This is a genomic window from Nitrobacter sp. 62-23 (assembly GCF_001897285.1).
Classification (GTDB): Bacteria; Pseudomonadota; Alphaproteobacteria; order Rhizobiales; family Xanthobacteraceae; genus Nitrobacter.
This window is the reverse complement of record NZ_MKSM01000082.1, coordinates 37,071-57,067: the sequence shown is the minus strand read 5'-3', so window position 1 is coordinate 57,067 and position 19,997 is coordinate 37,071. Positions and strand designations below refer to the sequence as shown.

Here is a 19,997-nt window from a genome sequence, read left to right as displayed (position 1 = left end):
ACGATCAGATTTCCCGGCAGATCCAGTACTGCCTCAGCCAGAACTGGGCGGTGAACATCGAGTTCACCGACGATCCGCATCCCCGCAATACCTATTGGGACATGTGGAACCTGCCGATGTTCGACCTGCCGGATGCGGCGGGCGTGCTGATGGAACTGAAGGAGTGCCGGAAGGTCTATGGCGACCGCTACATCCGGATTTCCGCGTTCGATTCCAGCCATGGCTGGGAGTCGGTGAAGCTGTCCTTCATCGTCAACCGACCCAAGGAAGAGCCGGGCTTCCGGCTCGAGCGCCAGGAGTCCGAAAACCGCAACATCCGGTATACGACGACGTCCTATGCGGTGGCTGAACATCCCGAGGGTCAGCGCTACTCATAAGAGTCAGCGCTGCTCGTAACCTACATCCGGTCAAAGCTCGGACGATTCGTCCTCCCGGTTGTCCGGCTCCGGATGCACTGCTCCGTCGTCTTGCATGACGACGGAGCCTTTCTCCCCAAGCAACCACAAGCTCCCAGGCGAAGTTAGCAGGACCACCGTCGATGGAAGAAAAAGTCAACCTTCGCGCGGAACTCGAGGCCGTCGGAATCGGCGACATCCTCAAGCAGCTCGATCGCGAGCTCATCGGCCTCAAGCCCGTCAAGACGCGTATCCAGGAGATCGCGTCGCTCCTGCTTGTCGAGCGAATCCGGAAGAAACTGGAACTGACGTCGGAGACCCCGACGTTGCACATGTCGTTTACCGGAAATCCCGGCACCGGCAAAACCACTGTTGCCTTGCGGATGGCCGATATTCTCCACCGGTTGGGGTACGTGCGCCGCGGCCATGTCGTGTCGGTCACGCGAGACGAGCTGGTCGGACAGTATATCGGTCACACGGCGCCGAAGACCAAGGAGATTTTGAAAAAGGCGATGGGCGGCGTGCTGTTCATCGACGAAGCCTATTACCTCCATCGGCCTGACAACGAACGCGACTACGGCCAGGAAGCCATCGAGATCCTGCTTCAGGTCATGGAATCGCAGCGCGAGGATCTGGTGGTGATTCTCGCAGGCTATGCCGACCGTATGGAGAAGTTCTTCTCCAGCAATCCCGGCTTCCGCTCGCGCATTGCGCATCATATCGACTTCCCCGACTACTCCGACGAGGAACTGCTCGCGATCGCGGAAGTCATGCTGCAGAACATGAACTATAAGTTCACCTCCGACGCCCGCGATGCGTTTGTCCGCTACATCGCCTTGCGCAAGGCCCAGCCGTTGTTCTCGAACGCGCGCTCGATCCGCAATGCGCTGGATCGTATTCGCTTGCGTCAGGCCAACCGTCTCGTCGCGAATGAGGATGCGATCCTGACCGCCGATGACGTCAAATCGGTGGTGGCGTCCGACGTTCTTGCCAGCCGCGTGTTTGCGGAGCCGGCAGCCGATAACGTCGAGCGTCTGAAAGAGAAGCGGAAGTAAGTGGCGATGCCGCCTTGGCCATACGCCGAGGCGGCATGATGCGACCAACCGTTTCCGGTGCGGAACCGGAGCGGGAGGCTGTCCTCAGAAGGCATGATCCGTAAGAACAAGGCCGCCGCCCTTGAAATGGGCATCGCATCCCGTGACAATGAATCAACGGGAGAGGTGCCATGAACATTCAGGAAAAAAGCCGCTACCGCGAGATTTACGCCCGCTCGCTCAGCGATCCCGAGGGGTTCTGGGCTGACGCCGCGCGCGAGATCGACTGGATCCAGCCGGCAAAGAAGACCTTCGACCCGTCGATGGGACTTTATGGCCGCTGGTTCGCGGGAGCGGTGGTCAATACCTGCTACAATGCGCTGGACCGCCATGTCGCGAACGGCCGCGCCGATCAGGTGGCGCTGATCCATGATTCCCCGCTGGCCAATCCGGGTGGGCCGAGCGTCATCACCACTTTCACCTATGCCGAGTTGCTCAAGGAGGTGGAGACGCTCGCCGCGATAATGCAGGATTTCGGCGTCGCCAAGGGGGACCGTGTCGTTCTCTATATGCCGATGGTGCCGGAGGCCGTGGTTGCAATGCTGGCCTGCGCGCGGATCGGCGCGGTGCATTCGGTGGTGTTCGGCGGCTTTGCCGCCAGGGAGCTTGCGACCCGAATCGACGACGCCAAGCCGAAACTGGTGTTTTCGGCGAGTTGCGGCCTGGAGCCGGGCCGCATCGTGCAATACAAGCCGCTGCTCGACGAGGCGATCAACCTTGCCGCGCATAAGGTGCCGGCCTGCATCATCCTGCAACGGCCGCAGCAGCGCTGCGAACTGATCGCGGGCCGCGATCACGACTGGGCAGGCTTACGCGCAGCCGCGATGGCGGCCGGGAAGTCCGCGCCTTGTGTCCCGGTGCTCGCCGCCGATCCGCTCTATATTCTTTACACCTCCGGCACCACCGGTGTGCCGAAAGGCGTGGTGCGCGACAATGGCGGCCATCTGGTCGCGCTGAAATGGTCGATGTTCAACCTCTACGGCGTCGAGCCGGGCGAGGTCTGGTGGTGCGGCTCCGACATCGGCTGGGTGGTCGGCCACAGCTACATCGTCTACGGGCCGCTGATCCACGGCGCGACAACGGTCATGTACGAGGGCAAGCCGATCGGCACGCCCGATGCCGGGGCATTCTGGCGCGTGATCTCGCAGCACAGGGCGGTGGCGCTCTTCACCGCGCCGACCGCCTTCCGCGCCATCAAGAAGGAGGATCCGGACGGCGCCTTCATCCGCGAATACGATCTGTCAAAATTCCGCACGCTGTTTTTGGCCGGTGAGCGCGCCGATCCGCCGACGGTGGAATGGGCGGAACAGCAGTTGAAGGTGCCCGTCGTCGATCATTGGTGGCAGACCGAAACCGGCTGGTGCGTCGCCGGAAATCCCGTGGGCCTCGGCATGTTGCCGGTGAAGCACGGCTCGCCGACGGTGGCGATGCCGGGCTATCAGGTCGATATCGTGGATGAAGCGGCCAAACCGCTGCCGCCGAACACGATGGGCTCCATCGTCATCAAGCTGCCGCTGCCGCCGGGCTGCCTGCCGACGCTGTGGGAGCAGGACGAGCGCTGCCGGGAAGCCTATCTCAGTGAATTTCCCGGCTACTACAAGACCTCGGATGCCGGCTACAAGGACGAGGACGGCTATATCTTCGTCATGGGCCGCACCGACGACATCATCAACGTCGCAGGCCATCGGCTGTCCACCGGCGGCATGGAGGAGATCCTCGCATCGCATCCCGATGTCGCGGAATGCGCGGTGCTCGGCGTCAGGGACGCGATCAAGGGCGAGGTTCCGTGCGGCCTGCTGGTGCTGAAGGCCGGCGTGAGCCGCGATCCCGCCGAGATCGAAAAGGAGGTCGTGGCGCTGGTCCGTGAAAAGCTCGGTCCCGTGGCGGCTTTCAAGCTCGCGGTCACCGTGAACAGGCTGCCGAAGACGCGCTCCGGCAAGATCCTGCGCGGTACCATCAAGAAGATCGCGGATGGCGATCAATGGACGATGCCCGCCACCATCGAGGATCCCAAGGTGCTCGATGAGATTCGGGGAGCGCTGCAAAACCGGGCGTGAGCCGGCCGCGTCGCATATTCACGGACTTACAATCCCCGCAATTGAGGCCGAACAAGCTGCGGCAATCCGGGAACGACGATGCAACCAAAGACACTCATGCCCCTTGCGGCTTTCGCCGTGGCTGCGCTGTGGCTCGGCGGCTGCGCCAATCTTGAGCGGCACAATCCGAGCGCCGTCTCGCAGGCCGATGATGATGCGTATTGCCAGACGCATGGCGGGCCGCAGGGCTCCGCGGCCTATACCGCCTGCCGCAAGGATCGCGATGTCGCCGCCACCCGCTCTGACCGGATGGAGCGCACCCACCGTGATCTCGCCGAGCGGATGCTGAACGGGCAGTAGGCGGCGCGCGTGCCCTCTGACAATTGCACTCGGATTTGACACGAAGCTGCAATAGAGCGTTTTCGTCGGGCCTGTCGCGGTGATTCCACGCCTTACTTATTTTGCGTGAGCAAGATGTGGATGGCGGGTCAAGCCCGGCCATGACGAGCGGCGAGCGGCAGTATGGCTTCCGACACGTCGTCGGGCGTTCGGCGCCTCGCTTGCGATGCAGTCTGGCTGTCACGCCTGCAAAGGCGGGTACCCAGTTACATTGCCGACGCTTCGGAAATACGGGGTCTCCGCTTCCCGGGGACGACGGTGATGGCGCAGCATGATCCATCGAACTCGCAGCCGGAGATGACAGCACGCTGCGGGGCGGAGAGAGGATGCGACCTTACTCCTCCTCGTCCTCCTGCTTCTTGCCGCCGATGGTCTTCAGCTTGGCGAACACGGCGTCGACGTTGAGATCGTCACGCTGCTTCTCGGTCGGCTCGAATTCGGCGTCCTTGCGCGTGGTCTCTGACGCCGGCAGCAGGGTGGCGCCGCCATATTGCTGTTCGGTCGGCTTCTCCTTGGCGGCGCGCTGCACCTCGAAGTCGAGTTCGATCTGCGAGCAGAGGCCGAGCGTCACCGGGTCCATCGGCGTCAGCGTCGAGGCGTTCCAGTGGGTGCGGTCGCGGACCGCGGCGATCGTGGTCTTGGTGGTGCCGACCAGCCGCATGATCTGCGCGTCCTTCAATTCCGGATGGTTGCGCACCAGCCAGAGGATTGCGCTCGGCCGCTCGTGACGGCGCGACACCGGGGTATAGCGGGGACCCTTCTTCTTGGCGGCGGGCGGCAGCACCACCTTGCTCTCGCTGAGCTTGAGGCGGTAATCGGGGTTCTTCTCGCCTTTCTCGATCTCGTCGCGGGTGAGCTGGCCGGTCGAGATCGGGTCCATGCCCTTGATGCCCTGGGCGGCGTCGCCATCGGCGATGGCGCGGACTTCCAGGGGATGCATTTTGGTGAAATCGGCGACCTGATCGAACGACAGGGCGGTATTGTCGACGAGCCACACGGCAGTCGCCTTCGGCATCAGCGGTGCATTGCTCATGGCAAATCTCCTTTGTGCTCTGCCCACCCCTTCCGGGGCAGAGCTTTTTTGGTCATCAGCGATGACGGGAATTGGGTCTATATAAGCCGGCGGGGGTCGGGTGCGCAATGGTTTGCTGTCGGCGGCCCATGGATTGATGGAACAGCTTGACAGCGCGCCAAAGCCGTCCAAAGTCGTTCCTTAAATTGGCCGTTCCCGCCCCGCCGGGGTGGGGGATTCGGCCCCCGGATCACCCCATGAATGCCAAACCGAACCTGAAAATCGTGCTCTGCTCGCCCCGCGGCTTCTGCGCGGGAGTGGTCAGGGCGATCGATACCGTGGAACGCGCACTGACGCTGTACGGCGCGCCGGTCTATGTGCGCCACGAGATCGTCCATAACCGCTATGTGGTCGACAGCCTCCGCGCGAAGGGGGCGATTTTCGTCGAGGAACTGGCGGAAATCCCCGACGATACCAAAGCGCCGGTGGTATTCTCAGCCCATGGCGTGCCTAAATCGGTGCCGGCTGACGCGCAGAAGCGCAATTTCTTCTCGCTGGACGCCACCTGCCCGCTGGTTACCAAGGTTCACCGCGAGGCGGCGATCCATTTCAAGCGCGGGCGCGAGATTCTGCTGATCGGTCATTCGCATCATCCGGAAGTCGTCGGCACCGTGGGCCAGCTTCCGGCGGGAGCCGTAACCTTGATCGAGACGGCCGAGGATGCCGAAGCCTTCACACCGAAGAACTCCGATAATCTTGCCTTCGTGACCCAGACGACGCTTTCGATCGACGACACCGCTGAAATCGTCGCGGTACTGAAGCGGCGCTTCCCAAGTATCAACGGCCCGCATAAGGAAGACATCTGTTACGCCACCACCAACCGCCAGCTCGCGGTCAAGAAGGTCGCGCCGGTCGTGGACGCGCTGATCGTTGTCGGCGCGCCGAACTCGTCGAACTCGCAGCGGCTGCGCGAGGTCGCCGAGCGCGAGGGATGCAGGGTTTCGGTGCTGGCGCAGCGCGCGGCCGATCTCGACTGGAGCATATTCGAGGGCATCAGGAGCCTCGGCATTACCGCGGGCGCCTCGGCGCCGGAGGTGATCGTCGAGGAAATCATGGGCGCGTTCGCGCTGCGCTACGAGTTGGAGGTCGAGACGGTTTCGGCGGCGGAAGAGAACGAGTTCTTCCCGCTGCCACGCTCGTTGCGGTCTGACGCGGCCTAGCGCCTTTCCGCTTCTGGCGGAATCAGAAGCGGGCTCCACGATTCTTGATCTTCACGCGAACCGGTATCCGTCCTCGGTCAAGCCCGAGGACGTGCTTCATCGGGCACGCGACACGCTACCGGGACCCGCGAAAGCCGGGAATGGGGACATGAGATGGCGGTCTATACCGACGTCGCCGCCGACGAGCTTGCGGATTTCCTGAAGGCCTACGATATCGGGGAACTGCTGTCCTATAAGGGCATCGCCGAAGGCGTCGAGAATTCCAACTATCTGCTGCACACCACCGCCGGGTCGTTTTTCCTGACGCTGTATGAAAAGCGCGTGGCGGTCGGCGACCTGCCGTTTTTTCTCGGCCTCATGGGTCATCTCGCCACGCACGGCATCGTATGCCCGCAGCCGGTCAAGACGCGCGGCGGCGAAACGCTCGGCCGCCTTGCGGGGCGGCCTGCCGCCATCATCGATTTCCTCGAGGGCGTGTGGCCGCGCAAGCCGACCGTCACCCACTGCGCGGCTACCGGCGAGGCGCTGGCGAAGCTGCACCTTGCCGGCCGCGATTTCCCGATGACACGCGCCAATGCGCTGTCGGTGCGGGGCTGGCGGCCGCTGTTCGACCAGGCCGCGCCGCGCGTCGATACCGTGCAGCATGGCCTGCACGATTTTCTCAAGGCCGAACTCGATCATCTCGAACAGCACTGGCCGAAACATCTGCCATCGGGCGTGATTCACGCCGATCTGTTTCCGGACAACGTTTTATTTCTCGGCGACAGGCTGTCGGGGCTGATCGATTTCTATTTCGCGTGCAATGACTTTCTTGCTTACGACGTCGCGATCTGCCTTAACGCCTGGTGTTTCGAGCCGGATCATTCCTTCAACGCCACCAAGGCGCGGGCGCTGCTCGGCGCCTACAATCGTGAACGCGCGCTGTCGGAGGCCGAACAGGCGGCGTTGCCCCTTTTGGCGCGGGGCGCCGCGCTGCGGTTTCTGCTGACGCGGCTGGTCGATGCGCTCAACGTGCCTGCGGGCGCGCTGGTGAAGCCGAAGAACCCGCTCGAATACGTCCGCAAGCTGCGCTTCCAGCAAAGTATCAGCAGCATTCGCGATTACGGCGTCGTGACGCCGGGGACGGTGGCGTGAATTCGTCCTCGCTTCCTCATGTCATAATTTTCACCGACGGCGCCTGCTCCGGCAATCCGGGGCCGGGCGGCTGGGGCGCGATCCTGCGGTTCGGCGATATCGAGAAGGAGTTGAAGGGCGGCGAGCCGCACACCACCAATAACCGCATGGAGTTGCTGGCGGCGATCTCGGCGCTGGAGGCGCTGAAGCGGCCGGCGCTGGTCGATCTCACCACCGACAGCCAGTACGTGCGCCAGGGCATCACCAGCTGGATTCACAACTGGAAGCGCAACGGCTGGCGCACCGCCGATAAAAAACCGGTCAAGAACGCCGACCTGTGGCAGCGGCTCGATGATGCGCTGAAGCCTCATGAGGTGCGCTGGCACTGGATCAAGGGTCACGATGGCCACGCGGAAAACGAGCGCGCCGATCAGCTCGCGCGCGAAGGCGTGGCGATGGCGCGGCTGAAGTGACTTCCCTCTCCCGAAAGGGGAGTGGGAAGATTTGAGGCACCCCCTCTGCACGGTCATGCCCCGCGCAGGCGGGGCATCCAGTAATCACCGATATGCCGGCCCTATCGAGCGCTGGCAGGTACTGGATCGTCCCCCTTCGCGCCGATGGCCTTACAACTGCCCCAGCAGCGTATCGCCGCCGGAAACCTCGACCTTGCCGGGCGAGTCCTCGACATTCAGCTTCTTCACCACGCCGTCCTCGACCAGCATGGAATAGCGCTTCGAGCGGATGCCGAGACCCTTCTCCGAACCATCGAACGTCATGTCGAGCGCCTTGGCGAACTCGGCGTTGCCGTCGGCGAGGAACACCGCCTCGTTGCGCTGGTCGGTGTCGCGCTTCCACGCGTTGAGGACGAAGACGTCGTTGACGGAGACGATGGCGATCTGATCCACGCCCTTGTCCTTGATGGCGAGGGCGCTTGCGAAAATGCTCGGAAGATGCTGCTTGTGGCAGGTGCCGGTATAGGCGCCGGGCACCGCGAACAACGCCACCTTTTTGCCCTTGAAGATATCGGCGGTGGTTTTGGTCTGAACCCCGTCCTCGGTCATGATGCGGAACGTCGCGTCGGGCAGGCGGTCGCCAACTTTGGTCATCGTCGTATCTCCTTGAAATTCAGCTCGGGTGTGGACGGGGCGGGCATCGGCACAATATGACGCGGATGCGAAACGGCAATGGGCAGCCATTCAACGTACCGTCATTAACGCGTTTTCGGGCGAAGCAGAACGCGCGACAAGACAAAGCAGCTATCCGGCGAAGCCGCCCGCGTCGAGAAAAGCCTGTTCCTCCGCGCTCGTCATGCGTCCGAGCAAGGCATTGCGATGAGGGAAGCGGCCGAACCGGCGGATGATGTCGGCATGCACTTCCGCGAATTTGAGATTTTCCGGCCGGCCGCGGCTGCGAAACAGCGCGACGCAGCGGTCCTGGTCGGCAAGCCGTTCGGAATGCATGAATGGCATATAAAGGAATTCGACGAGGTCCGGCGCGATGCGGGTGTCGGCTCCGCGAGCGATGGCGCGCGCGGCGACGGCCAGCGCCTGATCGTCGGTCGAAAAGGTCCGGGCGTCGCCGCGGAACATGTTGCGCGGAAACTGATCGAGCACGATGACGAGCGCCAGCGCGCCGTCGTCGGTCGTCTCCCACGCGGCGAGTTCGCCGGCGCGCGCCGCCTCCCAAAGCCCCAGAAAGCGGCGGCGCACCTCGGCGTCGAACGCCTCGTCCTTGGTGTACCAGTTGGCCATGCCGGCCATGCGCCAGAAGGCGAGGACATCGGCGGGCAGGGGGAGGGACGCGGGCGGATTATCGACGTTTATCATACGAATGCCTCCGGGTCGCCCCGCGGCAGGCGGACGGCGCTTCAATACTGGATCGGGATCAATCAGCCGGGCAGCATCCGCTATGCTGCTGTCTTGCTCTCCTCGCGCAGTTGGCGGCGGAGAATCTTGCCGACATTGGTTTTTGGCAGCGAGTCGCGGAATTCGATCAGCCTTGGCACCTTGTAGCTCGTCAGTTCCGTGCGCGCGAACTTGATAACGTCCTCGGGCGTGAGGTTCGGATCCTTCCTGACCACGAAAGCCTTCACTGCTTCGCCCGACTTCCTGTCCTTGACGCCGACCACTGCGCATTCCAGCACGCCCGGATGGCTCGCGATCACCTCCTCGACCTCGTTCGGATAGACGTTGAAGCCGGAAACCAGGATCATGTCCTTCTTGCGGTCGACGATTTTCGTGTAGCCCTCCGGTGACATCACGCCGATGTCGCCGGTGCGGAAGAAGCCGTCTGCCGTCATCACCTTCGCGGACTCGTCCGGTCTATTCCAGTACCCTGGCATCACCTGCGGACCCCTGGCACAGATTTCGCCGGCCTCGCCGAGCGGGACCTCGCGGCCCTCGTCGTCGCGGATGGAGATGTATGTCGAGGGCATGGGCAGGCCGATCGAGCCGGTGAACTTGTCGCGGTCGGCCGGATTGCATGTCAGCGTCGGCGAGGTTTCCGAAAGCCCGTAGCCTTCCAGCAACGGGCACCCCGTTACTTTCAGCCACCTCTCCGCGACTGTCTTCTGGACTGCCATGCCGCCGCCGATCGAGACCTTGAGTTTCGAGAAATCGACTTTGTCGAAGCCGGGCGCGTTGAGAAGGGCGTTGTAGAGTGTGTTCACCGCCGGGAAGCAGTTGATCTGATACTTCATCAGTTCCTTGATGAGGCCGGGTATGTCGCGCGGGTTCGGGATCAGCAGATTGACGCCGCCGGCGCGCATCGCCAGCATGAAGCACGCCGTCAGCGCGAAGACGTGATAGAGCGGCAGCGCGCAGACGATGAAAAGCTGATCGACCACCGGCGGCTTCTTCAGCGCCGGCTGCAGCCAGGCGTCGTTCTGCAGCATGTTGGCGAGAATATTGCGATGAAGCAGCGTCGCGCCTTTCGAGACGCCGGTGGTGCCGCCGGTATACTGCAGGAAGGCGACGTCGTCGGGCACGAGGTTCGGTTTGGCCAGCGTCATGCCGCGTCCTGCGGCGAGGGCATCGTTGAACCTGACCGCGCCCGGGATCGATGACGGCGGCACTATCTTCTTGATGTGGCGGACCACGAAATTGACGATCACGCCCTTGAAGCCGAGCATGTCGCCCAGGCTGCCGACGATGACATGCCTGATGTCGGTTTTGCCGATCGCCTGCTGCACCGTCGGTGCGAAATTCTCCAGCACGATGATGGCTTCCGCGCCGGAATCCTTGAGCTGATGCTCGAGCTCGTGCGGCGTGTAGAGCGGGTTGACGTTCACCACGGCATAGCCCGCGCGCAGCACGGCCACTGTCGAGACCGGATATTGCAGCACGTTCGGCATCATCAGCGCGACGCGCGCGCCCTTTTTCAGTCCCCTGCCTTGCAACCAGGCGCCGAGCGCCAGTGACGCCTCGTCGAGTTCACGATAGGTGATCGCCTTGTCCATGCAAATGAACGCCTTGCGATCGTGAAATTTGGCGAAGCTCTCCTCAAGCAGCGCGATCAGCGAGGCGTATTGCGACGCGTCGATGTCGGCAGGCACGCCTGCGGGATATTGGCTGAGCCAGATGCGATCCATGCGACTCCCCGGGTTTCCCGCATTGAAGCGAGGAAGGTGCTGTTCAGGGAGTATTGAGCAAGGCGGTTGTCCAAGGCAAGCGACTGTGCCGACGTCTATTGCCTGGCTTCGCCCTTGGCGTTTTCCGTCTGCTTCGGCTTGGCGGCTGCACTGGCGGCAGCCTGCTTGGCGCGGACGCCTTTGGCGTGGGCATCCTTGAAGGAAGCAGGCCTGGCGTTCGCAGCTTTGGCGTTCGCAGCCTTGGTGCCGTCCCCCTGCGCTGCGGATGGCTTCACGGTGGCGCCGGGTTTGATCGTCACCGAGACGCGGTGTTTGGGTTTCGCATCGGTGCCGGCTTCGGATTTGGCCGCAGGTGCGCCGTTGGGCTTGCCGTGGGCGACCTTGCTGCGCTTCCCGGCTTTTGGCGGAGCGTCACGCGCCGCATCGGCTTCGGCTGCGGCGGCGATGGCCGCGCCGGTTCGTGTCGGTCCGGTATAGACGATGACCGGATCCGACGGGGCGGGCGCGGCAGCGATCATGTCCACCGGACGCAACGCCGGCGGTTGAACGCCGGTCGCGAAGAACGACATTACGGAGGCGCCGGTCGTCGTCGTGTTGGCCGCAACATCGTCGTCCTCGTCGCTGGCGGGGTGCTTGCGTTTGGGGCCGCACATCTCGTCGCGCAGATTGGGTGGCGTAGCCGCGATCGGCGCCAGATTGTCAACCGTGCCGAGCGCAGGGCGTAGCCATGACAGCGTGTTGTTGGCGAAACCGCGCTCCAGCATCTGCGCGACGCGCACCGCGCGCATGGTGCCGGACGACGCGCCGAGCACCACCGCGATCAGGCGTTTGCCGTTCTGCGTGGCCGAGCCGACGAGATTATAGCCGGACGCGCAGATGAAGCCGGTTTTGAAGCCGTCGGCGCCGGGAAAGCGTCCGATCAGCTTGTTGAAATTATGTGTCACCCTGCGGCCGTAGCGGATCGAGGGGATGTGCATGAAATATTCGTACTCGGGAAGATCGCGAATGATCGCGCGTGCGAGAATGGCGAGATCGCGCGCCGAGGTGATCTGGCCGTCGGCCGGCAGCCCGTTCGGATTGACGTAGCTGGTCTGTGTCATGCCGAGCCGCTGCGCGGCGGCGTTCATTTCGGCGGAAAAGCCGTCGATTGAACCGCCAACGCCCTCCGCGAGCACCACGGCCATGTCGTTCGCCGATTTGACCATCATCATCTTCAGCGCGTTGTCGACGGTGACCTGCGTGCCCGGTCGGAAACCCATCTTCGAAGGCGATTGGGCGGCTGCGGTCGGTGACACCGTGAACAACGTGTCGAGCGTGATGCGCCCCTGCTTGACAGCCATCAGCGTGACGTATGCGGTCATCAATTTCGTGAGCGACGCCGGGTACCATGGATAGGTGGCGTTCTCGGCTTCCAGGACTTTCCCGGTGTCGGCTTCGATCAGCAGATGCGCTTCGGCGGCGTGCGCCGCGCGCACCGGCGCGACCGCAACGATCAATCCGGCCGCCGCGAGCATCATCAAGGCCGGCAACGATGCGCGGGCGAGGGCGATGGATTTGCGAAGCAGGAGAATGAAAGAATGCACGATCGCTCCGGTCCTTCTGAGACCCGCCTTTGCAAGGAGGCCAGCTTCGAGCATTTTCCGGCTAAGTGGCGTTCGGTTAACCGTAAGAAAATGCTCTCGTTAGTAACTGCAGTAACTGCGCGTGTTCTGATCGCAAAGCCAGTATCCACTTTTGCGGAATGCGCGCTGGGGTTCAAGCGTGTCCGGCGCCGTCGGTCGCGGCGGCACCAGCCTATACCGGCTCGGCAAGCGGGAACAGTAGGTCGCTGCTTAATTCCCCGACGAAAGGGGCCGAATTTCGACGCTCTGGGAACCGGCCGGGATCATGAATTGCGCTTTCGCGAGCTGGGCGAAATGGCCGCCGCTGGCCACGAGTTCGTCAAAGGTTCCGTTTTCGATCACGCGTCCGTTCTCGAAAACCAGAATGCGGGTGGCGTTGCGGATGGTGGACAGCCGGTGCGCGATGACGAAGGTCGTGCGGCCTTTCATCACCTCGTCGAGCGCGGCATTGACTTTGGCCTCGGTCACGGCGTCCAGCGCCGAGGTCGCCTCGTCCAGGATCAGGATCGGCGGATCCTTGAGCAGCGCGCGGGCGATCGACAGCCGTTGCCGCTCGCCGCCGGACAGCATGCGTCCGCGCTCTCCCGCATGGGTGTCGAATTTCTTCTCGCCGCGTTCGATGAAGTCCAGCGCCTGGGCGCGTTCGGCCGCGAGCCGCATTTCTTCCTCGGTGGCATCGGGCTTGCCGACGCGCAGGTTCTCCGCGATCGAGCGGTCGAACAATAGCGGCTCCTGAAACACCACGCCGATGTTTCGGCGCAACGCGGCCAGCGCGAGGCCGCGAATGTCCATGCCGTCGACCTTGATGGCGCCGGATTGCGGATCGAACGCCCTGTGCAACAGGGCGACAGCGGTGGACTTGCCTGCGCCGGTCGGGCCGACCAGCGCGATGGTCTGGCCGGGCAATGCGCGGAAGGACAGGTTTTCCACCGCGGGTCGCCTGCCGTCGTAGGAAAACGACACGTCGTCGAATTCGACGAGGCCCTGCAACCGTCCGGGGTCGACGGCGTCGGGCCGGTCGCGCACCGCCGGAACGGCGTCGAGCACGTCGAAGAACTCCTTGAGCCGCGGCGCTTCCATGAAAACGCTGTTGATGAAGGCGACGACCTGCTCGAGTCGCTGGATCAGCATGGTGGCGAAGGAGACGAACATCACGATTTCGCCGACCGACGTCATCCCCTGCTGGTTCAGCGCGATGCCGACGGCGAAGATCGCCAGAATGGTGATGGTGGTCGAGGCGCGCGTCATCACGGTGACGACGGCCCACCACGACAGCACAGGCATCTGCGCCGCCAGCAATTTGTCGGCGACGAAGCGCAGGCCCTGCACCTCGGCATCGACGCGCACGAAGCTCTGCACCAGCGCGACATTGCCAAGCGCGTCGGAAGCGCGCGCAGAGAGATCGCTGAAATGCGCCTCCACCTCGTTCTGCATGTCGAAGGTTCTGCGAACCACCAGCGTCGTCAGCATCGTGAACACGATGCAGAGCGCAAACAAGACGATCGCCATCCGCCAGTTGATATAGAGCGACAGCGGCAGCAGCACCACGAGCGACATGATCGCCGCGAAATGTTCGCGGAAGAATCCGAGCCACAGCCGCCACAGCGCGTCGGTGCCCTGCAGCATCACCTTCATCAGCCGGCCGGAATGAGTGCCGGCATGATAGGTCAGCGGTAACTGCAGGATGTGCTCGAAATAGTCCGTCAGCACGGCCTGCCGCTGGCGATGCGAAAGACGGTCGGCCTGCAAGGCCACGACCACGCCGCACAGGATGGTGAACAGGCCGAACGCCACCCAAACCGCCAGCAGCGGCCACGGCGACGTCGAAGTCGTTCCGAAAGGACCGGCGGCGGGATTGCCGGAAAGGACGTCGACTATACGGCCGAACAACACCGGCTCGGCGAACTGCGCGCCGGCCAGAAGGAGATTGGCCGCGGCAAGGATCCAGCCAAGCCGCGCTTCCTTGCCGAGCAATTCAAGAACGCGCGTATAGAGGCGGACCATCGACATCGGACAATGCTCTGGCGGATTGCAACGGCGGCAGCCCGGCAACGCGAATGAGGAATGCGCCGGAGGGGAGAGACCATGGCATTCTAGAGCCTTTCCGCTTCTGATGGAATCAGAAGCGGGGCTCTATGATTTTGATCTGACGCGTTTTCTTCACGCGAACCGGTGTCCACTTCGCTTGAAAACGCTATAATCAGGGACCGGCCGGGAGATACAGCGGCTTCTGCCGATGTTATTCGGCCTGCGTGATCTTGCGGTCGCCGGCCGGCGGCAGAAAGCTGTCATCAAAAATATCAGCGGCGGTCGGACGATGGCGGAATTTGAAATCTTCGGCGATCTGGTCGAGCGCGGTTTCGAATCGGACCGGGTCGATGGCCCCGATGCCGTTGTGCTTGACCCCGCTGGTCAGAACGTTGTCGTTCAGCACCGCGCGCAGGCGCTCCAGCTCGACAGCGCGCGATCCGTTATCCATCTGGGCCACGACATCGTCGACCGCCTGCTCCGGCGCCTTGATGGTCAGCCGCAAACCGGCAATCACCGCGCGCACGAACGCCTTGACCGCATTCGGCTTCTCGGCGGCGAAATCCGGGTTGACGATCAGGACCTTTCCGTAGGCGACGCAGCCGTAGTCGGCAAATCGCAGGACGGTGAGATCGTCGGCCGGGATGCCACGATTGCGCAGGTCCACCCCCGACAGATATGACAGGCCTGATATGGCGTCGAGCTGGCCCGCCGAGAGCATCGGTTCACGAACGGCGGGACCGACCTGTGCCAGTTTCACTGTTTTGAGCGGCAATTTGTTTCGCCGGGCAAGCGCGGGCCACAGCCTTATCGACAGGTCGCCGTCGGTGACGCCGATCGTCTTGCCCTCGATGTCGGCAAGCGCGTTGATGCCCCGGCTCTTGCGCGCAATAAAGGCATAGGCCGCCTTGTCGAACAGCACGAACACCGCCTTGACCGGCGGCGCGCCCGGCTCGTCACGAAAGCGGATCAGTGCATTGATGTCGGCCAGCGCCAGTTGACTCGTGCCGACCGCGACGCGCGCAATGGCGTCGGCCGTGTCGGTGGCGGCGGTCGTCGTGACATTCAGGCCCTCGGCGCGGAACAATCCTCGGGTCGCTGCCAGCACGATGGGGGCGACGGCGGCGTCTATCGGGCGATCGAGCGACAACTCGATCTGGGTGGGCGCGGCCACTTGGGCGCGGTCGTCCGCGATGCCGGAGCGCGCGACGCCGACCGTGCCCAGGAGCACCAGCAGGATAAACCAGAAAGGACGCATCGGAGAGACTTGCATGGGGATTATGACAACAGGTTGCGGGATTTGCGCGAACGCCCGCAAGTTTCAGAGCGAAAAGTCTAACAGAGATAACCTGAACGCGCGATGTCCGCCACGATTTGCCGCAGCCGGGGAGACTTGCATTCTGACTATGGAACTCGATGTGACCCGGGGGGTTATCTCGGGAACGGCCTAAACCGGCCGGAAACATCAGCCCGAAACATCAGCAGAGGATATGTCAGATGATGTGGACGCGCAGGAACTTCAAATCTTCGATCGGCCGGAGCGTCGTTTTTGCGACGGTCGCAGCGATGGCCTTGACAGTAGCCGGTCCGTCTTTCGCCGGATCCTCCGCGCCCGCTTCCAGCGGAGCCTCAGTGAAGGGATCTGCCGGGGAAATCACGGATTTCAGCGCGGCGCGCCGGCACTATCATTATCGCCGCGGTGGTGACGCAGCCGCCGCTGCCGCGTTCGCCGGCATCATCGGCACCGTCGGCGCGATCGCCGCCAGCCAGGCGCGCCGTGACGCCTATTATGACTATGGCCCGGGGTATTATCGCCCCCGGTACTATGGTCCCGGGTATGGATATTATGGCCCGCCGCGTGGCTATTACTACGGCGGCCCACGATACTACGTGCCCTACTGAGGCCAAGTGAGAAGGGCGACAGACGCCGGCCGCGGTCGCGGCCAGCGTCGCTTTAAGAGCCTGTTTGGACAGTCACCGAGCCACACCTCCCGGCCGTTCCCCGGACGCCGCGCCGCGTGAAACGGTGCGTTGCTGAGGCGGGGTCTTTGCGGGATGTCCCGCAACGGTCCCGGTTCTGCGCAGCGTCACTTCGCGCCGCGGCACGCCCGGGACCCGGAAAGCAAACTTTTCAAACAGGCTCTCAAGCCGTCGGCAAGGCCGTCGCCGAAACCGATCGCCGCCGCGCTCGGGGCCCATCGGTTACGCAAGCGCCGCTGAAATCCTCCCCTCAGCCATGGACAAATCGGCTGCGCAGTGGTTGATCGCGCCATGCTGAGACGGACCTATGACTGGTGCATTGCCGCCGCCGACAAGCCTTACGCGCTATGGATCCTGGGAGCCGTGGCTTTCGCGGAAAGTTCGTTTTTTCCCGTGCCGCCCGATGTCATGTTGCTGCCGATGTCGCTGGCGCGGCCGCGACGCGCCTGGCTGTTTGCGACGCTCTGCACCGTCGCCTCGGTTGCTGGTGGCGTGCTCGGCTATGCGATCGGGGCGCTGCTCTATGACTCGCTGGGCCAGTGGCTCATTCATCTCTACGGACTGGGCGACAAGGTCGAGGCGTTTCGCGCGTCCTATGCGCAATGGGGAGCCTGGATCATCATCGGCAAGGGGTTGACGCCGATTCCCTACAAGCTCGTCACCATCACTTCGGGCTTCGCCGGATACGATATCTGGCTGTTTATCCTGTGTTCGATCATCGCCCGGGGCGGTCGCTTCTTTATCGTCGCGGTGCTGCTCAATCGTTATGGCGACGTCATCCGGCACGAGATCGAGAAGCGGCTCGGCCTGTGGGTGGCGATTGGCGCCGCCGTGATCGTCCTTGGGTTTGTGGTCGCGTTCCGCCTGATCTAGGGACATTGATGGATAGGCCGGAGCTGGAATAGACGGACGAAAGACCACAATTCCAACGAACAAAAACGAACCTTTCAGCTCAGGGAGCACGGAGGATATGATGACGACGAACGAGGAGCTGGAGAAATTCAGGCAGGCCAGGGCGCTGGCCTTCAAACTCGGGCTGGTTGTTCGCCATGCCGATGATCCGGAGGGCCCCAAACGTTACACGCTGGTTCGCCAGGCCGTGGAAACGGAGTTCGCGACCATCGACGAGGTGCTGGCGGAGCTCAAACGGATCAAGTGAGCGGGTTGGTCGGGACGCGTCCCCGCGCCCGTTAAAAAAAACGGGTTTCCGAGTTTACGGTCCATTAACCATAACTTGGTACCTTTAATTCCCGGATCGGTATGTATCTGCCGCGAGCGGCGTCAGATACCAGCCGGAACGGGCATAAAGCGATGGCTTGCGACATCGCGCCGGAAAAAATCCCGGCGACCATCAACGAACTGCAGGCTCGCGTGGCCGCCGCCTTCGGCAGGCATCCGCTGTGCCGAAAGGTGCGGTTCGATGTCGTCAGCACGCCCAAGACCCGCAGCGGCGCCAACTGGACCGTCAGCATGAGCGCGATTCCGCCTGACGCGATCTGGGAAGCTTCAGAACTCGTCGCCGACATTCAGAACGCCTACATTCTGGCGGCCTGACGCCTGATTCGCCCCAGCCGAAAGCGGTTTTGGTAAAGATTCATGAGCCCGATCAATGTTTTAGGGCATGATCGGGTGCAGCCGGACCTGACTTTGCTGATGCGATAAGCCTTCCAGGCAAAAGCGCTTTCAAGCGAAGCATGTCCGCGGGCTTGACCCGGGGATGGAATCCGGTTCGTGTGAAGAAAATGCGTCAAATCTCGGCGTGAAACGCCCGTCTTGCGCCGGCAAGCCTTAATTCGTATCGATTTGTGAGGACAATCGGCGGCCGCTCGTCGGCTGACCCGGAGATCTTTTTTGACGCGGACGATGACGGTTCTGGCGCTTGCGTGCTGCGTCGTCACCGGGGTGACGTTGGCGGGGGTCTTCGGACGCGGCAACGTTCTGATGGTCCGGTTTTCCGCAGCGCCACTGCCGCCTGCCGAAGCCGAACCGGCCGAGGTCGAACCGGTCGCCAATCGCGCGCGAAAGACCGACCGGCTTCCGGTCGCGACGCAGGTGCAGACCGCGGCCCGCGACACCGGCGAGAATTCGACCTTACCCGAACCGCCGGCGCAGGAGGTTACGACGGACGTTTCTGTCGATGCCGAGATTTTGCCGGCCGCGCCGGTCGACGGGCCGCCGCTGCCGCGTCCGCGGCCCCGGCTTGCCAACCAGCTCGTTCAGAAAAACTATTCGCTGCTCAGCGACATGCAGATCGCTGCGCTGAAGGAGCGGCTGCAATTGACGGCAGCGCAACAGCCCTACTGGCCGGCTGTGGAGAGCGCGTTGCGCGACGTTGCCCGGAAAATCCATGAACGGCGTGCAGCGCCAGGACGGCAGGCTGCTTTCAGTCCGGCAGACATCGAGCAGATCAAGGTTGCGGCCCAACCGCTGCTGTCGCGGCTGCGCGAGGAGCAGAAGCGCGAGGCGCGCTCGCTCGCGCGCATCATCGGGCTGGAGGCGGTGGCTTCGCTGATCTGAAGCAGGAAAAAACAATCCGTCATGCGACTTCGGGACTGGTGCCCCTGGCCGGAATCGAACCAGCACTCCTTGCGGAACTCGATTTTGAGTCGAGCGCGTCTACCAGTTCCGCCACAGGGGCATTCGCGAGCCGTGCCGAAAGGGCGAGCCACGAAGCGGGCGGACTATAGCGGGCGTTCCCTTCCGGTCAACCCGGCGTGCGTGTCGCTCAGGCGTGGATAGCCGAAACCACGCGGCATGACGACCGTCCGCTCGACAGAGCCGAGGCGCGAGGTTACGACGTCTTGAGTGGGATGAGCAAAGTGTGGTGCGGTTCTCCTCCCGCATCCCGCTTGAGAATATTGGAATCGATCACCTTCATGATTTTGGATCGATCATCGTGATGAGCGCAAGCGAAGCAGCCAGCCGGAGCCCCGCCATGACCCCCGACGCCGCCGCGACAACCACCCCTGCGGCCCGCGGGAAAAAAACCGCCTTCGCGGTATCACTGGCGGTGGCCTTCATCGCCACGGCGACGATCGCAGGCGCGTGGTATTTCCAACTGGTGCTGAAGATTTTGCCGTGTCCGCTCTGCCTCGAGCAGCGTTATGCCTACTATCTTGCGATTCCCCTCAGTCTGTTCGTGGCGTTTATCGCAGCGAAGGGCGCGCCGCGCTGCCTGATCATGCCCGGTCTCGTCGTTCTCGCGCTGGTGGCGCTCGGCAATGCCGGGCTCGGCGCCTATCACGCCGGCGTCGAATGGGGCTACTGGCCGGGACCGACCGATTGCACCGGGCCGGTGCTCGATCTCGGCAAGGCCGGCCTGCTCGATAACCTCGATAATGTCAGGGTCGTGCGTTGCGATGAGGTGCAGTGGCGCTTTCTCGGCCTGTCGCTTGCCGGATACAACGCGCTGATATCGCTGTTGATGGCGGCGCTCGCTGGATGGGGCGTCGCAGCGCTGGCAGGTAAGGTGAGGTAGTCCCTGAAACGGCTCAACGGCGCGCGCCGCC

General features: G+C 63.1%; 20 protein-coding genes and 1 tRNA gene. 13 read left to right on the top strand and 8 right to left on the bottom strand.

The window, feature by feature from the left end:
* The 4 genes from BGO16_RS07445 to BGO16_RS07430 form a co-directional block, all read left to right on the top strand.
* Positions 1 to 377: ribulose bisphosphate carboxylase small subunit (locus BGO16_RS07445; protein WP_292617980.1), on the top strand; the 377-nt coding region annotated here is incomplete at its 5' end.
* Between the two features lie 161 nt (positions 378 to 538).
* Positions 539 to 1,450 (top strand): CbbX protein, encoded by a 912-nt coding sequence (gene cbbX, locus BGO16_RS07440; protein WP_292617979.1) that lies wholly within the window; start codon positions 539 to 541, stop codon positions 1,448 to 1,450.
* 170 nt (positions 1,451 to 1,620) lie between these two features.
* Positions 1,621 to 3,546, top strand: coding sequence for a propionyl-CoA synthetase (locus BGO16_RS07435; protein ID WP_292617978.1), 1,926 nt, complete (start codon positions 1,621 to 1,623; stop codon positions 3,544 to 3,546).
* A gap of 96 nt (positions 3,547 to 3,642) precedes the next feature.
* Positions 3,643 to 3,885 (top strand): hypothetical protein, encoded by a 243-nt coding sequence (locus BGO16_RS07430; RefSeq protein WP_292617977.1) that lies wholly within the window; start codon positions 3,643 to 3,645, stop codon positions 3,883 to 3,885.
* 373 nt (positions 3,886 to 4,258) lie between these two features.
* Here the strand turns inward: BGO16_RS07430 and BGO16_RS07425 are convergent, their stop codons facing one another.
* A complete protein-coding gene (locus tag BGO16_RS07425; RefSeq protein WP_292617976.1) occupies positions 4,259 to 4,957 on the bottom strand; it encodes a cell cycle transcriptional regulator TrcR in 699 nt (232 codons plus the stop codon).
* 236 nt (positions 4,958 to 5,193) lie between these two features.
* On the opposite strand from BGO16_RS07425, the gene ispH reads away from it, so the two are divergent.
* The 3 genes from ispH to rnhA all read left to right on the top strand — a co-directional run bounded on the left by ispH (position 5,194) and on the right by rnhA (position 7,742).
* Positions 5,194 to 6,156 (top strand): 4-hydroxy-3-methylbut-2-enyl diphosphate reductase, encoded by a 963-nt coding sequence (gene ispH, locus BGO16_RS07420; protein WP_292617975.1) that lies wholly within the window; start codon positions 5,194 to 5,196, stop codon positions 6,154 to 6,156.
* 153 nt (positions 6,157 to 6,309) lie between these two features.
* Positions 6,310 to 7,290 (top strand): homoserine kinase, encoded by a 981-nt coding sequence (locus BGO16_RS07415; protein ID WP_292617974.1) that lies wholly within the window; start codon positions 6,310 to 6,312, stop codon positions 7,288 to 7,290.
* Complete coding sequence (rnhA, locus tag BGO16_RS07410; RefSeq protein ID WP_292617973.1) at positions 7,287 to 7,742, top strand: ribonuclease HI; 456 nt, start codon at positions 7,287 to 7,289, stop codon at positions 7,740 to 7,742. The genes BGO16_RS07415 and rnhA overlap by 4 nt, the downstream gene beginning before the upstream one ends.
* Positions 7,743 to 7,892: 150 nt before the next feature.
* On the opposite strand, the gene BGO16_RS07405 is transcribed toward rnhA, so the two are convergent.
* From BGO16_RS07405 to BGO16_RS07380, 6 genes are all read right to left on the bottom strand, one after another.
* Positions 7,893 to 8,375 carry a peroxiredoxin gene (locus tag BGO16_RS07405; protein ID WP_292617972.1) on the bottom strand — a complete coding sequence of 161 codons (483 nt, stop codon included), beginning with the start codon at positions 8,373 to 8,375 and terminating at the stop codon, positions 7,893 to 7,895.
* A 150-nt stretch (positions 8,376 to 8,525) separates the two neighbouring features.
* Positions 8,526 to 9,095 carry a DUF924 family protein gene (locus tag BGO16_RS07400; RefSeq protein ID WP_292617971.1) on the bottom strand — a complete coding sequence of 190 codons (570 nt, stop codon included), beginning with the start codon at positions 9,093 to 9,095 and terminating at the stop codon, positions 8,526 to 8,528.
* Between the two features lie 80 nt (positions 9,096 to 9,175).
* Entirely contained in the window at positions 9,176 to 10,858 is a 1,683-nt protein-coding gene (locus BGO16_RS07395) for a long-chain fatty acid--CoA ligase (RefSeq protein WP_292617970.1), read from the bottom strand.
* A gap of 95 nt (positions 10,859 to 10,953) precedes the next feature.
* Positions 10,954 to 12,372, bottom strand: coding sequence for a D-alanyl-D-alanine carboxypeptidase family protein (locus tag BGO16_RS07390; RefSeq protein WP_292617984.1), 1,419 nt, complete (start codon positions 12,370 to 12,372; stop codon positions 10,954 to 10,956).
* 318 nt (positions 12,373 to 12,690) lie between these two features.
* Positions 12,691 to 14,490, bottom strand: a complete 1,800-nt coding sequence (locus tag BGO16_RS07385) for a glucan ABC transporter ATP-binding protein/ permease (RefSeq protein ID WP_292617969.1) — start codon at positions 14,488 to 14,490, stop codon at positions 12,691 to 12,693.
* 229 nt (positions 14,491 to 14,719) lie between these two features.
* A complete protein-coding gene (locus tag BGO16_RS07380) occupies positions 14,720 to 15,781 on the bottom strand; it encodes an ABC transporter substrate-binding protein (protein ID WP_292617968.1) in 1,062 nt (353 codons plus the stop codon).
* A 359-nt stretch (positions 15,782 to 16,140) separates the two neighbouring features.
* Between BGO16_RS07380 and BGO16_RS07375 the strand changes: the two genes are divergently transcribed.
* The 5 genes from BGO16_RS07375 (at position 16,141) to BGO16_RS07355 (ending at position 19,005) form a co-directional block, all read left to right on the top strand.
* On the top strand, positions 16,141 to 16,410 hold the full coding sequence (locus tag BGO16_RS07375) for a hypothetical protein (protein WP_319797943.1): 270 nt from the start codon (positions 16,141 to 16,143) through the stop codon (positions 16,408 to 16,410).
* A 369-nt stretch (positions 16,411 to 16,779) separates the two neighbouring features.
* A complete protein-coding gene (locus BGO16_RS07370) occupies positions 16,780 to 17,361 on the top strand; it encodes a YqaA family protein (RefSeq protein WP_292617967.1) in 582 nt (193 codons plus the stop codon).
* A gap of 100 nt (positions 17,362 to 17,461) precedes the next feature.
* The gene (locus BGO16_RS07365; protein WP_292617966.1) at positions 17,462 to 17,647 is read left to right on the top strand and encodes a hypothetical protein; all 186 of its coding nucleotides are present in this window, start codon (positions 17,462 to 17,464) and stop codon (positions 17,645 to 17,647) included.
* Between the two features lie 152 nt (positions 17,648 to 17,799).
* Positions 17,800 to 18,042, top strand: a complete 243-nt coding sequence (locus BGO16_RS07360) for a hypothetical protein (RefSeq protein ID WP_292617965.1) — start codon at positions 17,800 to 17,802, stop codon at positions 18,040 to 18,042.
* Positions 18,043 to 18,339: 297 nt separating this feature from the next.
* Positions 18,340 to 19,005 carry a hypothetical protein gene (locus BGO16_RS07355; RefSeq protein ID WP_292617964.1) on the top strand — a complete coding sequence of 222 codons (666 nt, stop codon included), beginning with the start codon at positions 18,340 to 18,342 and terminating at the stop codon, positions 19,003 to 19,005.
* Between the two features lie 36 nt (positions 19,006 to 19,041).
* Here BGO16_RS07355 and BGO16_RS07350 read toward each other — a convergent pair.
* Positions 19,042 to 19,126, bottom strand: a tRNA-Leu gene (locus BGO16_RS07350).
* A gap of 297 nt (positions 19,127 to 19,423) precedes the next feature.
* Between BGO16_RS07350 and BGO16_RS07345 the strand changes: the two genes are divergently transcribed.
* On the top strand, positions 19,424 to 19,966 hold the full coding sequence (locus BGO16_RS07345) for a disulfide bond formation protein B (protein ID WP_292617963.1): 543 nt from the start codon (positions 19,424 to 19,426) through the stop codon (positions 19,964 to 19,966).
* Positions 19,967 to 19,997 lie beyond the last annotated feature (31 nt).